General features: G+C 65.5%; 12 protein-coding genes and 1 other RNA gene. 2 read left to right on the top strand and 11 right to left on the bottom strand.

The window, feature by feature from the left end; translation table 11 throughout:
- Positions 1-34: 34 nt before the first annotated feature.
- The 11 genes from queG to BMG00_RS04550 form a co-directional block, all read right to left on the bottom strand.
- On the bottom strand, positions 35-1060 hold the full coding sequence (gene queG / locus BMG00_RS04600) for a tRNA epoxyqueuosine(34) reductase QueG (protein ID WP_245794951.1): 1026 nt from the start codon (positions 1058-1060) through the stop codon (positions 35-37).
- Between the two features lie 76 nt (positions 1061-1136).
- Positions 1137-1802 carry an FtsZ-binding protein FzlA gene (gene fzlA / locus BMG00_RS04595; RefSeq protein ID WP_078524874.1) on the bottom strand — a complete coding sequence of 222 codons (666 nt, stop codon included), beginning with the start codon at positions 1800-1802 and terminating at the stop codon, positions 1137-1139.
- A 169-nt stretch (positions 1803-1971) separates the two neighbouring features.
- Positions 1972-2571 (bottom strand): recombination mediator RecR, encoded by a 600-nt coding sequence (gene recR / locus BMG00_RS04590; protein ID WP_078524872.1) that lies wholly within the window; start codon positions 2569-2571, stop codon positions 1972-1974.
- Between the two features lies 1 nt (position 2572).
- Positions 2573-2917, bottom strand: a complete 345-nt coding sequence (locus BMG00_RS04585; protein ID WP_078524870.1) for a YbaB/EbfC family nucleoid-associated protein — start codon at positions 2915-2917, stop codon at positions 2573-2575.
- Positions 2918-3167: 250 nt separating this feature from the next.
- Entirely contained in the window at positions 3168-4904 is a 1737-nt protein-coding gene (locus BMG00_RS04580; RefSeq protein ID WP_078524868.1) for a DNA polymerase III subunit gamma/tau, read from the bottom strand.
- Positions 4905-4967: 63 nt separating this feature from the next.
- A complete protein-coding gene (locus BMG00_RS04575; protein WP_158521678.1) occupies positions 4968-5879 on the bottom strand; it encodes an MBL fold metallo-hydrolase in 912 nt (303 codons plus the stop codon).
- An 89-nt stretch (positions 5880-5968) separates the two neighbouring features.
- Positions 5969-6065: signal recognition particle sRNA small type (ffs, locus tag BMG00_RS04570), an RNA gene on the bottom strand.
- A gap of 178 nt (positions 6066-6243) precedes the next feature.
- Complete coding sequence (locus BMG00_RS04565; RefSeq protein WP_078573510.1) at positions 6244-7005, bottom strand: ABC transporter permease; 762 nt, start codon at positions 7003-7005, stop codon at positions 6244-6246.
- On the bottom strand, positions 7005-7793 hold the full coding sequence (locus tag BMG00_RS04560; RefSeq protein WP_078573509.1) for an ABC transporter ATP-binding protein: 789 nt from the start codon (positions 7791-7793) through the stop codon (positions 7005-7007). The genes BMG00_RS04565 and BMG00_RS04560 overlap by 1 nt, the downstream gene beginning before the upstream one ends.
- A 71-nt stretch (positions 7794-7864) precedes the next feature.
- Complete coding sequence (locus BMG00_RS04555; protein WP_078573508.1) at positions 7865-8878, bottom strand: ABC transporter substrate-binding protein; 1014 nt, start codon at positions 8876-8878, stop codon at positions 7865-7867.
- A gap of 172 nt (positions 8879-9050) precedes the next feature.
- Complete coding sequence (locus BMG00_RS04550) at positions 9051-10973, bottom strand: 5'-nucleotidase C-terminal domain-containing protein (protein ID WP_078573507.1); 1923 nt, start codon at positions 10971-10973, stop codon at positions 9051-9053.
- A gap of 217 nt (positions 10974-11190) precedes the next feature.
- On the opposite strand from BMG00_RS04550, the gene nudC reads away from it, so the two are divergent.
- Complete coding sequence (gene nudC / locus BMG00_RS04545) at positions 11191-12207, top strand: NAD(+) diphosphatase (RefSeq protein WP_425443996.1); 1017 nt, start codon at positions 11191-11193, stop codon at positions 12205-12207.
- A 56-nt stretch (positions 12208-12263) separates the two neighbouring features.
- On the top strand, positions 12264-12728 hold the full coding sequence (locus tag BMG00_RS04540; protein WP_078524854.1) for an SRPBCC family protein: 465 nt from the start codon (positions 12264-12266) through the stop codon (positions 12726-12728).
- Positions 12729-12744: the final 16 nt, after the last annotated feature.

Below are 12744 nucleotides of genomic sequence, written 5' to 3'. Positions count from 1 at the left end.
GCTAGCGCGGCGCGCCGGGCTTGCAATCGCGATTTTACGCCAGTCGCATCAGGGCCCAGGCGGCCGCTTCGGCCACCACCGGGTCGGGGTCGTTCTGATGGGGGCGGGCCGCGTCGCGCAGCGTCGGATCGCCGGAATTTCCGATCGCATAAAGCACATTGCGCAAGAACCGATCCCGCCCGATCCGCTTGATCGGCGAGCCCGCGAAACGTGCCCGGAACGCCATATCGTCAAGGGCCGCGAGCTCCGCCAGCGGCGGCGCGCCGACGCCCCCGTGATAGCGCAACTCCCGCGCTTCGGCGGCGAACTTGTTCCACGGGCAGGCCGCCAGGCAATCGTCGCAGCCATAGATCCGGTTGCCGAGTTTCGTGCGAAGCTCCGGCGCAATCTGCCCCTTGTGCTCGATCGTCAGGTAGGAGATGCAGCGCCGCGCATCGAGTTGATAGGGCGCGGGGAAGGCGTCGGTCGGGCAGATGTCGAGGCAGGCCGTGCAGGACCCGCAATGGCTGATCTCAGGCGTGTCGGGCGGCAGTTCGACGGTGGTGAAGATCGCACCGAGAAAAAACCAGCTCCCCAGATCGCGCGCCAGAAGGTTCGTGTGCTTGCCCTGCCAGCCAAGTCCCGCCGCCTGTCCCAAGGGCTTCTCCATCACCGGCGCGGTATCCACGAAGACCTTGATCTCCTCGCCCTCGACCTGATCGAGCAGCCAACGCCCGACCCGCTTGAGTCGCTTCTTCACCAGATCATGATAGTCCTTGCCCTGCGCATAGGCCGAGATCACGCCACGGTCGCGCCTCGCCAGTAAGTCCAGCGGGTCGTAATCCGGCGTATAGGCCTCGGCCAGCATCACGACCGAGCGCGCCTCGGGCCAGAGCGCCGCCGGATTGCCACGCCAGTTCCGGCGCTCCTCCATCCACCCCATCTGACCATGCATCCCGGCATCCACAAAGGCTTCCAACCGCTCGGCGGCCTGCGGGATCGCATCGGGCGTGGTCACCCGCGCCTTCGAGAACCCTTCTTCGAGGGCCCTCGCGACCAACCGTGTCTTCAGATCGTCCACGGCGGCCTCTTCCTCTTGGCGAAAATATCCCGGGGGCTCCCGCAGGGAGCGGGGCAGCGCCCCTCGACGCCGGATCTCAGAAATCCAGCTCCGCATATTGCGGCGCGGGCGGCATGCCCGGCAGTTGATCGGCCAGAAGCGAACGGAAGGCCGGGCGCGACTTGATCTTCGCATACCAGTCCTTCACCGCCTCCTGACGGTTCCAGTCCACATCCGAGATATAGTCGAGGCAGCTCAGATGCGCGGCGGCGGCGAAATCGGCGAGCGTCATCACATCGCCTGCGAGCCAGCGGCGCTGATCGAGCAGCCAGCCCATGTAGTCGAGGTGATACTTGATCGCCGAAAGCCCCGCCTTCACGGTCTTGCTGTCGGGATAGCCTTCCTTGCGGACCTTCTTCCAGACCCGCTCGCCCATCACCTTCGCGGTAACCTCGTCGTTGAACTTGTCGTCGAACCAGGCGCAAAGACGGCGCACTTCGTAGCGCGCGGCGGGATCGCGCGGCATCAGTGGGGCCTCGGGGTGGGTTTCCTCGATATATTCGCAGATCGCCTGGCTCTCGGCCATGACCATCCCGTCCATCTTCAGCACCGGCACCTTGCCCGCCGGGTTGCGGCGCAGGAAATCGGGCTGCTGCTCCCAGTAGCGCTCCTCGACGAGTTCGACTTCGAGCTTCTTCTCGGCCAGCGTCAGGCGGACCTTGCGGCAGAACGGGGAGAGGGCGACATGATAGAGGCGGATCATCGGCTCGAAGTTCTCATCTCTCGTTGGGGTTTCATCCCTGATAGCGAGGGCCGCGCGCGGGTTCAATGGTGGGCAGCCGCAACCCGGCAAGCTCCTGCCTGACGATAGTGCGAGCAGGCCGGGGCAGGAGCCTCCGGCGGGGATATTTCAGCCAAGAGGAAGGAGGCGTTCAGAACGCCTTGCGGGCGCGAAGGGCTGCCTGGATCGTGCCATCGTCGAGATAGTCGAGCTCGCCCCCGATCGGCACGCCTTGCGCGAGGCTGGTGACCGTGACGCCGCGCCCCTCGAGCGCTTCGGCGATGTAATGAGCGGTCGTCTGGCCTTCGACGGTCGCGTTGAGCGCGAGGATCACTTCCGAGATCCCCTCGGCCGCGACCCGTTCCAAAAGATCGGGGATGCGCAGGTCTTCGGGCCCGATCGCGTCGAGCGCGGAAAGCGTGCCGCCCAGCACATGGTAGCGACCCTTGAAGGCGTGGCCGCGTTCCATCGCCCAGAGATCGGCCACGTCTTCGATCACGCAGATCTCGCCCGTGGCACGGCGCTCGTCTTCGCAGATGTCGCAGATGGCGGAGGTCGAGATATTGCCGCAGCGCGCGCATTCACGCGCCGTGCGGGCGACCCCGGCCATGGATTCGGCCAAGGGTCCCATCAACTGGGCGCGTTTCGAAATCAGGTGCAGCACCGCCCGGCGCGCCGAGCGGGGCCCGAGCCCCGGCAGCCGCGCCATCAGGGCGATCAGCGCCTCGATCTCGTCGCGCCCGCCCGTCATCTCAGACCGGCAGGTCCATGTTCTCGGGCAGGCCGAGCTCGCGCAGGAGGCGCTTTTGTTCTTCCTGCTCGCGGATCTTCGCCTTGGCCTGCGTGTCCTTGATCGCGGCGAGGATCAGATCCTCGACGACTTCCTTTTCCGAGGCCTGAAGGATCGAGGGGTCGATGGAGAGGCCGGTCAGCTCACCCTTGGCGGTAGCGCGCGCCTGCACGAGGCCGGCCCCGGCCTCGCCGATGACCACGATGGATTTCAGCTCCTCCTGGAGCTGGCCCATCTTCTCCTGCATTTCCTTGGCGGCCTTCATCATCTTGGCCATGTCGCCCATGGCGCCCAATCCCTTGAACATCGCTCACTCCGTCACGTTTGGCTTGGGTCCAGAGATACGCATCGGCGCGGGGACGGACAAGGGAGAAGGCGGGAAAACGATTGGCGAAGTCCGTATGCTTCTCGCCCGATCCTCTGGGGTGCATGGCTGGTAGATGTGGTCTGGCGCTTTGTCGTGAAGGCGCGCGTACCCGCGTTTTCTTGCGAATGAGCCTTTCCGGAGGCCGGTCGGGAGCGGTCCGGGCTGGTCGCCCGAGCCGCAGGGAGCGGCTTCACCCTTCCTCGAAGGGATCCCATTCATCCTCGACCTCGGGCAGTGCCTCGGTCTCGATCTCGGCGGCCAGGTCCTCGGCGGTTGCAATCTCGTCGAATTGCGCTTGCGGGAAGGCTTCGAAGATCGCGGCGACTAGCGGGTTCGCCATCGCCTCGGATTGCGCCTTGGCCATCTCGGCGGCTTTCACCTCGGCTATGGTGGGCGCGCCGCCTTCGGAGACCACGGAGACCCCCCAGCGCGCGCCGGTCCAGCCTTGCAGCCGTGCCGAAAGGGTCGCGGCGAGATCGCGCGAGGCCCGCGGGGTCGGTTCGAACTCGATCCGGCCGGGGCGGTAGCTCACGAGGCGCAGGTTGCTCTCGACCTCGAGCAGCAGGGTCATGTCGCGCATCCGGGCGATCAGGTCGACCACGTCGTCGAAGCTGGCAAAGCGCGCGAGCGCATCGGCCATCGGGTCGTGCTGCGGGGCAGGGGCTGCGGCGGCGACCGCGCCGCCACCGGCGCGCCGGGCGCGCAGCGTCGCGCCATGGACAGGGCCGGTCGAGGGCGCGGGGCCACGGCCCGCAGCTTGCGTCTGCGCGCTGCCCTGCTGGATCTTCTTGATCAGCGTTTCAGGGTCGGGCAGGTCGGCCACATGGGTCATGCGGATCACCGCCATCTCGGTCGCCATCATCGCATTGGGTGCCCCCGCGACCTCTTCCAGCGCCTTCAGGAGCATCTGCCAGAGCCGCGACAGGACCCGCATCGGCAGGGCGGCGGCCATCTCCTGGCCGCGATTGCGCTCCTCGGGGGGGACGGTCGGATCTTCGGCGGCTTCGGGCGTCACCTTGATCACCGAGACCCAATGCGTGATCTCGGCCAGATCGCGCAGGATCGCCATCGGGTCGGCCCCGTCGGCATATTGCGCGGCGAGTTCCGTCAGAGCCTCGGCGGCCTGCCCGTGCAGGATCATGTCGAAAAGATCGAGCACCCGGCCGCGATCGGCAAGGCCCAGCATCGCGCGGACCTGCTCGGCCGTGGTCTCGCCTGCACCGTGGGCAATGGCCTGATCGAGCAGCGACATCGCATCGCGCACCGAGCCTTCTGCCGCACGGGTGATCAGCGCCAGCGCGTCATGCGCGATCTGCGCGTTTTCCTTTTCCGCGATCCGTTTGAGATGGTCGATCATCACCTCGGGCTCGATCCGCTTCAGATCGAAGCGCTGGCAGCGGCTGAGCACCGTCACCGGGACCTTGCGGATCTCGGTCGTGGCGAAGATGAATTTCACATGGGCGGGCGGTTCCTCCAGCGTCTTCAGAAGCGCGTTGAACGCGCTCGTGGAGAGCATGTGAACCTCGTCGATGATATAGACCTTGTAGCGCGCCGAGGCCGCCCGGTAATGCACTGACTCGATGATCTCGCGGATATCGCCGACGCCCGTGCGCGAGGCGGCGTCCATCTCCATCACGTCGACATGGCGGCCCTCGGCGATGGCCTTGCAATGCTCGCATTGCAGGCAGGGCTCGGTGGTGGGGTTGCCCTGACCATCGGGGCCCACGCAATTGAGCCCCTTCGCGATGATCCGCGCCGTGGTCGTTTTCCCCGTGCCGCGAATCCCCGTCATGATGAAGGCCTGCGCGATCCGGTCGGCGGCGAAGGCGTTCTTCAACGTGCGCACCATGGCATCCTGACCGATCAGGTCGGCAAAGGTGGCGGGGCGGTATTTGCGGGCGAGAACCTGGTATTGGGTGTCGGTCATCGGGGCTCCGGTGTCTTGCGCAGGCGCCAGATTAGGCCCCCGCGCCTCCGGCGTCCACCCGGCTCATTCCCATTCCATCTGGCTGAACACAGCCTGCGCGTTGCGCTTGGAGAGCGTGTCGAAATCCTGAAGGTATTCGAATTGCGACTGGTCCACGTCGACCGAGCCGATGATATCGCCGCCGCCATCGATATACTCGGCCATCCGGGCACGCAGATTGGTCAGGTAATCATAGGTGTCGCGGGTGGCTGTGGCGAGATCGGTGGCTGGGCCGTGACCGGGCACGACATGGGTGGGCTCATGCGCGGCCATGGCTTCGAACGCCTCGACCCAGCCTTTCGACGAGGACATGTCGAGCACGCCAAGGATACGGCCGACGAAGACGATATCGCCGGTGAACATCACCTTCTCCGCAGGCAGCCAGACGAAACTGTCGCCGGGCGTATGGGCGGGGCCGGGATGGGTGATCGCGATCTCGCGCCCGCCCAGGGTAAGCGTGTAGCTCTCGTCGAAAGTGGTTCCGGCATAGACCGGCTCGGTTCCCGCAAGCGCCTCCTTGCCCAGCAGCGCGTCGAGCATCGTCAGCTCCATCGAGGCGCGGGCCTTCTGATCGGCGAGCGCGTCCTCCGAAGTGATGATCTCGGCCCCGTGCTCTTTCCAGTAGCCATTGCCGAGCCAGCGGTGATCCTGCCCGCCCGTGTCGATGACGTATTTCACCGGCTGATCGGTCAGCGTGCCGATCACCGCGTCAAGCGCCGCTGCCCCCTTGTAGGAGCCCCCCGCATCGACCAGAACCGCGCCCTCCTCCGTCACGATCAGCCCGAAGGTTGCGTTGTTGCCGAGGTTCTCGGCGTCGCGCTGCCCGAACGGGCCTTCGATGGCATAAATATTCGGCGCGACCTCGACCGTGGTGAGCGTGCCCGCGAAGAGCGGCGCAGGCAGAAAGGCCAGAGCGGCCAAAGCGATACGGAACATGGCAAATCCTCCCATTTGACGCGAAGATTAGCGAAGAGGCGAGCGCTCACAAGCTGGCATGGTGACGCGGCGCCATTTCGGGGGGATAAGGTGAGAGGCTGGACAGCGACCCAAGCGGGGCTCGTTGCGGCTGCTTCCTTCCGGACCTGACCGGGTTGGCGAGGCGCTCGCCCGCGCCAACCTCTCGAGAGGCGATATAGGAAACCCGAACCAGATTCGCAAGCGCGGAGCGTGAATGGGGCTCTGCCCCCGGTGCGCGCCGCACCTCCCCCTGGAGTATTTTCGGCCAGATGAAGACCGGTTACTTCCTCTTGGCTCAAATATCCCGGGGGTGAATGGCAAAGCCAGAGGGGGCAGCGCCCCCTCAGCCCGGTTGCCGCTCGGCCCAGCCGGCGAAGATCTTCTCCAGCGCGACGACGGCGTAATAAAGAAGGATGCCGAGGAAGGCCAAGGCGATGAGGACCGCGAACATCAGCGGGTAATCCCCGTTGGTCTGGCCCGAGAGAAACAGCGCGCCGAGGCCTTTTCCGTGTGGCGAGATGATCTCGACGAGGTTGGTGCCGATGAAGGCCAGCGTCACCGAGACCTTCAGCGCGCCGAAGAATTCGGGAAGCGTCTTCGGCAGGGCGATCTTGCGGAAGATGGTGAATTTCGACGCGCCGAGCGCGCCGAGGATGTCGCGATATTCGGGCTCGAGTGTCGACAGGCCAATCCCCACCGACACCGCGATCGGAAAGAAAGAGATCATGAAGGCCATCAGCACGGTGTTGAAGTCATGCGCGCCGATGAAAAGGAGCGCCAGAACCGGCACCACGGTCGCCTTCGGGATCGCGTTGAAGCCCACCAGCAGCGGGTAGAGCGCGTCGCGGGCGGTCTTGGAAAAGCCCATCACCATGCCGAGGAACGTGCCGAAGACGATGGCCAGCGCGAGCCCCGCGACGGTGCGCCAGAGCGTCTGCCAGCTGTCGATCAGGAACAGCTGCCAGTAGCGGATATAGGCGGCGGGCAGATCCGAGGGCGAGGCCATCACGTAATTTGGCCAGCCATTGACCCAAACGATGAACTCCCAGAGCGCGAGGAAGGCGATGATCGACAGGATCGGGGTGAGGATTTTCTTGAAGTCCATCAGTGCACCTCCCCGTCGCGGCCCTGTGCGATCCGGATCTGGTCGCGCAGCAGGTGCAGCATGTCGACGGCTTTCGGCTCGTAGAGAATGTCGATCGTGCGATCTGCGGGCAGGTCCACATCCAGCACATATTGCGTATGGGCGGGGCGGCCCGAGAGCACGATGACCTGATCGCCGAGGAACACGCTCTCGCGCAGGTCGTGGGTGATGAGAACGGCGGTGAAGGGTTCGGCGGCGCGCAGGTCGCGCATCGTCTGCCACAGGTCCTCGCGGGTGAAATTGTCGAGCGCGCCGAAGGGTTCATCCATGATCAGCACGTCCGGTTTGTGCACGATGGCGCGGCACAGCGAGGCGCGCTGACGCATGCCGCCCGACAGTTCAGAGGGGCGCTTGTTGCTGAACCCCTTGAGGCCGACCATCTCGAGCAGGTGTTCGGCGCGGGCGTATTTCTCGGCCTTGGACATCGAGGGGGCGACGATCTCGAGCGGCAGGATCACGTTGTCGATGATCGAGCGCCATTCCAGCATCACCGGGTTCTGGAAGGCCATGCCGACGGTCTTGCGCGGGGAGGTGACCTTCTCGCCATGCAACCAGACTTCGCCCTGATCGGGTTTCATCAGCCCGGCGACGAGCCGCGTCAGCGTGGACTTGCCGCAGCCCGATGGGCCGACGACGGCGCAGAACTCGCCCTGCGGCACCTGGATGTCGAGATTGTCGAGCACCGGCAGCGCCCCATGCTTGGTCTTGTAGGCGTGGGTGACGCCGCGAATGTCGATGAGGTTTTCCATGAGGGGCCGGGAAGAGAAAGAAAAAGAGGGGGCGGACGATACGGGAGGAGGTCCGCCCCCAAGAGGAAGGATCAGTCGATCTTCAGATCCGCCGCGTCGGGCAGGTATTCGCTGTCGAAATAAGCGGCCGCGTCGGGCGCGTTCTGGAACTCGTAGACGGTTTTCGTCTGCTCGATCGCGGTGGCCATGCGGTCCGCGTCGATCCCGCCCATGCCGTTGGCCTTGACGTAATCGGTCAGCACGTTCGCGTCGATCGCCATCTGCAGGCGCTCGGTCTCCAGCGCCTTGTCGGCTGCCGGGTTGCGCTTGAGAAGCGAGTCGACCGCCTTGCCCGGATCGGCGATGGCGGCTTTCCAGCCCTCGGCAGTGGCCTTGATGAAGCCGGTGATCTCTTCGGGATGGGCTTTTGCGTAATCGGTGTTCACGATGATCGCGTTGCCGTAAAGCGCCACGCCGTAATCGGCCATCAAGAGCACCGACTGGTCGTCCATCGCCACGCCGAGGCGCTTGAGGTTGAGCGTCGAGGAGAAGGAGAAGCCGGTGACCGCATCGACCTTGCCTTCGGCCAGCATCGGCTCGCGGGTCGGGAAGCCGACGGGCTCGACCTTGATCTTGTCCATGTCGAGGCCGGTTTCCTTGGCGAAGATCGGGAATTGCGCCCAGGCGCCGTCCGGCGGCGGGGCCCCCAACACCTTGCCTTCGAGATCCTTGGGTTCGTTCACACCCAGCGACTTGCGGCCCACGACGGCGAAAGGCGGCTTGTCATAGACCATCATCACCGCCGTGACCGGCGCGCCGGGGTTCTGGTCTAGGAATTTCATCAGCGAGTTGATATCGGCAAAGCCAACCGGATAAGCGCCGGTCGCGACTTTCGGGATCGCGTCGAGCGAGCCCTTGCCTTCGGCAATCTCCACGTCGAGCCCGGCATTGCCGTAGAAGCCTTCGTCAACGGCGAGGAAGTAGGGCGCCGAGGGGCCTTCGAATTTCCAGTCGAGCGCGAAAGGCATCTTGGTTTCAGCTTGCGCGAACGTGGCCGAGAGGCCGAGCGCGAGGGCCGCGAAGAGGCCCGGTTTGATATGCAGCATGGTGTCCCTCACTGATCTGATCGGATGTCGAGCCCGATCCTCTCCACGCGCGCCGGAGGGTAAATCGAAACCGGACACGGCGCGGGCTCGGAGCGCGGGCTCACGGTTGTGTGATTAAGTTTTGGGCGGTGAGTTTTGCTATTGCAAGAAAATTGGGCGCCGCGTTGCGGCGTCACAGAGCGATCTGCAGTGGCAGGAAGCCGTCAGTATCGAGAGGCAGGGGGGTGGCACGCACCCCGTGGGCCGCAAGCTCGTGCAGATGGGCCTGCGCGCCCGGCCCTGTAAGGCAGATGACCCGCGTGCCCGGCATCGGCGCGAAGCGCCATATCGGCTCGGCCTCGATTTCGAGGGCGGGTGTCGCGGCCCGAATTTCGCGTTGCAGGAGTTCGCGAACCAGAACCGGTTCTGGATCAAGTCCGATCGGTCGCCCTCGGAGCTGGAAGCCGTTGCCACCCGAGAGCCGGAAATCGTTGCTCAGCAAGACGAAGCGGTCGGCCGGGGCGATGGGGCGGCCCGCATGGGTGAGGTTGCGAATGCGCGTGGCGCTGGGCGCGATGCAACGCCCGTCGGCGGCGTAGCGGGGCGGCTGGCTCAGGTCGATCTCGTAGCGCAGCCCCGAGATCACGTCGAACTGGTAGCTCGCGAAACTTGGGTCTCGCAGGCGCGGCGCATCCTCGCCCGGGGTGAGCTGGACGAAAACCGAGGCCGATTGTTCAAGCCAGTCGAGCAGTTCCGCGCCGGTGATCTCGACCGCGCCGATGCCGTTGTTGAACAGGTAGAGATCGTCAATATGGCTCACCCGCAGCTTGCCCGCGGGAATGTCGATGAAATTGCCCGCACCGCCAAGCCCGCCGGATTTGAAAATCGAGACGGCGGCCAGACGCGGGAGTGCTTCGAGCGGGTGCCCGCGCAACCGTTCGGCGGCATGGGAAAAGCCCGCGCGCGCCTTCAAGGAGAGGCTGCGGTCCGGGGCGATCATGCTGAAATAGCTGTGCAGCGGCACCGTGCTCTCGCCGATCTCGCGGCGCATATGGGCAAGCGTCGCGGCATGGGCGGGGGCGCTCGCGTTCAGGATCTCGGTGCATTCGCGTGGCTCGCCGGGGCGGACGCGGCGCAGGGCTGCGGTGTGTCGGACGATCTGCCAGCGCCCGTCGCGGCGCTCCAGCGTCAGATCGAGCACGCCCAGACGGGTTCCTGCCGCGCCGGCGTTGATCGCGGGTTTTCCGGCGAGTGTCGCTCCGATCGGATCGATTCCGGGAGTGGCGGGGCGGGTGCGATCAGGGAAGAGACGGTGGTCATGGCCTGCGAGCACGACATCGACCCCGTCCAGTTCTGCCACTGCCAGCGCTGCATGCTCGGCGTCGCGAGCGCGGTCGTGCTCGCCCGCTTCGAGCGGCGCAATCCCCGTGTGGGCCAGCACGATCACCAGATCGGGGCGAGTTTCGCGGATATGCACGAGATGGTGGCGCAAGGCCTGCTCGAGGCAGGTCGTCGTCATCTCATTGGACTGACGTTTCTGCATCCAGCCCAGCGTCGGTTGCGGCAGCACGCCGATCACCGCGATGCGCATTGGCTGCGGCTGGCCTGCGTCGTCTTGCATCTCGCGCTCGATCATCAGCCAGGGTACGACCTTGCCCCGGGCTTCGGGGCTCTCGCTGTGGGGGGCGCGTTCGAGATTGGCGCAGACGAGCGGGAAATTCGCCTCGGCCACGGCCCTTTCGAGCTGGGCGAGGCCGAAATCGAACTCGTGATTTCCAAGCGCAGCCGCGTCATATCCCACCGCGTTCATCGCCGCGATCATCGGGTTCGGGCTGTCTGCGAGGGCGGGATCGCCATCGCCCCAGATCTGCGTGATCGGCGTGCCCTGCAGGAAATCGCCGCAATCGAAGAGAAGGCAGTTGGAGACCTCGGAGCGTGCCTGCGCGATTTCGGGCGCAAGAGCGGCAAGCCCTGTATGGGGCGCGGGCCGGTCGGCAAAATAGTCGTAGGCGCGCAGCTGGCCGTGGAGGTCCGTGGTTTCAAGAAGCCTCAGCGAAAGCGTCGCACAACGCAGATCAGCATTCTGCCCGGTTGCCCGGTGAGGTCGTTGCCCCATCTTCTTCCCTTAGTCGCGGTTTGCCGCGATCGCGCCCTGACCGAAATAGGCCAACATTCTTCGAGTCAACCTAAAGTAGAGGTTTGCACTTCGCTAGTAGCTAAATTGCGCGCAACATTGATTTTCTCTTTTGCGCGAGCGGGGTGCTTGTATGTCGATTGCGCTCTGGCTTCGCCGTCTGTGCTGTGAGAAGCCTTTGGATAAAGGAGAGCCTCCCATGACCGATCCTCGCCCCGCCGCCGCCTCTGCCATGCCGCCCGCAAGGGGAGGGCGTCTCGACCCGAGGGGGCTGGCTTTCGTCAATCCACAAGGCGGGCTGGACCGAGCCGCCCATCTGCGCGGGGACGCCGAGGCGCTTGCGGCGTTTCGCGCGGATCCGCAATCGCGGGTGATCGGGCTCTGGCGTGGGCGGCCGCTGTTCGATGCGCAGGGGCTTCATCTGTTGCCCTGTGCCGATCCGGTCCTTGCCGGGATTGATGGGCTGGAGCTGTTCGTGGGGCTCGCCGATGGCCGCGCGATTTTCGCCCGGGATCTCTCGGCGTTCGAGCCCGAGGGAGAGCGTCCCGACGGCGCGGCTTTCTTCGATCCGAGCGAGCAGCGCCATCCGGACCTGCCCGAAGGCGTCGTCTTCGCCGAGCTGCGCGGCCGGATGGGATTGCTGACCCCGGCCGAGGCCGAAATCGCCGCGACCGCTCGGGCGATGCTGGAGTGGCACCGCTCACACAGCTTCTGTTCATTTTGCGGTGCCGCGAGCGTGCCCGAGCAGTCGGGCTGGCAACGCCGTTGCCCCGATTGCGAGCGGCCGCATTTTCCGCGCACCGACCCGGTGGTGATCATGCTGATCACGCGCGGCAACGAAGTGCTGTTGGGGCGCGGTCCGCATTGGCCCGAGACCATGTATTCGGCGCTTGCGGGCTTCATGGAGCCGGGCGAGACCTTTGAGGCGGCCGTGCGCCGCGAGGTGTTCGAGGAGGCGGGCGTGCATGTCGGGCCGGTGCGCTTCGTCGCCTCGCAGCCCTGGCCCTTCCCGGCCTCGCTGATGCTGGGCTGTCACGGCATCGCCACCAGTTCCGAGATCACCATCGACCCGGTCGAGATCGCCGATGCGCGCTGGATTTCGCGCGAGCGGCTTCTGTGCGTGCTGGCCGGGCGTGATCCGGAGATCAGTCCGCCGCGCGCCGGTGCGATTGCGGGATGGCTGATGCGCGAGTGGCTTGCGGACCGGCTCGATTGACGCCACTTTGCCGTCCGAAGGGGGATGCCCCGCACTGACGCGCAAGGAGCCCGCCGATGAAATTCTCGACCCGCACCGACATCGCAGCGCCTGCGGAGTTCGTCTTCGAGCGTCTGGCCGATTTCGGGTCTTTCGAGCGGGTGGCGCTGCGTCGCGGGATCACGCTCCAGCGCCTTGATGCGCTGACCGAGCCGGGGGCGGGCATGTCCTGGGATATCGGCTTTCGCTTTCGCGGCAAGCAGCGCCAGCTGATCACGGATATCCGCCGCTTCGAGCATCCGGAAATGATCGAATATGCCGGCGCCTCCAAGAGTTTCGAGGCGGTGCTCGAATGCGCACTGACCGAACTTTCGAAAAGCCGCACGCGCCTCATGGTCGGGCTCGAGGTGAAACCGCGCTCGCTCGGCGCGCGGCTCATGGTGCAATCGGCCAAGCTCGGCAAGGGCAATCTCGAACGCCGCTTCAAGGAGCGCGTCGATCTTTTCGCCGAGGATATCGAGCGTCAGGCCGAGAAGGCCTGATACGTCGGAACCGCGC

The sequence above is a fragment of the Thioclava marina genome (assembly GCF_002020135.1).
GTDB classification, from domain to species: Bacteria; Pseudomonadota; Alphaproteobacteria; order Rhodobacterales; family Rhodobacteraceae; genus Thioclava; species Thioclava marina.
The sequence above is the reverse complement of the archived record's forward strand: the minus strand, read 5'-3'. Positions and strand labels throughout refer to the sequence as shown.

Bases quoted from the DNA above. Each gene is read 5' to 3' on its own strand.
- fzlA (WP_078524874.1), bottom strand. From the start codon at position 1,802: ATGATCCGCCTCTATCATGTCGCCCTCTCCCCGTTCTGCCGCAAGGTC.
- recR (WP_078524872.1), bottom strand. From the start codon at position 2,571: ATGACGGGCGGGCGCGACGAGATCGAGGCGCTGATCGCCCTGATGGCG.
- BMG00_RS04585 (WP_078524870.1), bottom strand. From the start codon at position 2,917: ATGTTCAAGGGATTGGGCGCCATGGGCGACATGGCCAAGATGATGAAG.
- BMG00_RS04580 (WP_078524868.1), bottom strand. From the start codon at position 4,904: ATGACCGACACCCAATACCAGGTTCTCGCCCGCAAATACCGCCCCGCC.
- BMG00_RS04575 (WP_158521678.1), bottom strand. From the start codon at position 5,879: ATGTTCCGTATCGCTTTGGCCGCTCTGGCCTTTCTGCCTGCGCCGCTC.
- BMG00_RS04565 (WP_078573510.1), bottom strand. From the start codon at position 7,005: ATGGACTTCAAGAAAATCCTCACCCCGATCCTGTCGATCATCGCCTTC.
- BMG00_RS04560 (WP_078573509.1), bottom strand. From the start codon at position 7,793: ATGGAAAACCTCATCGACATTCGCGGCGTCACCCACGCCTACAAGACC.
- BMG00_RS04555 (WP_078573508.1), bottom strand. From the start codon at position 8,878: ATGCTGCATATCAAACCGGGCCTCTTCGCGGCCCTCGCGCTCGGCCTC.
- BMG00_RS04550 (WP_078573507.1), bottom strand. From the start codon at position 10,973: ATGGGGCAACGACCTCACCGGGCAACCGGGCAGAATGCTGATCTGCGT.
- nudC (WP_425443996.1), top strand. From the start codon at position 11,191: ATGACCGATCCTCGCCCCGCCGCCGCCTCTGCCATGCCGCCCGCAAGG.
- BMG00_RS04540 (WP_078524854.1), top strand. From the start codon at position 12,264: ATGAAATTCTCGACCCGCACCGACATCGCAGCGCCTGCGGAGTTCGTC.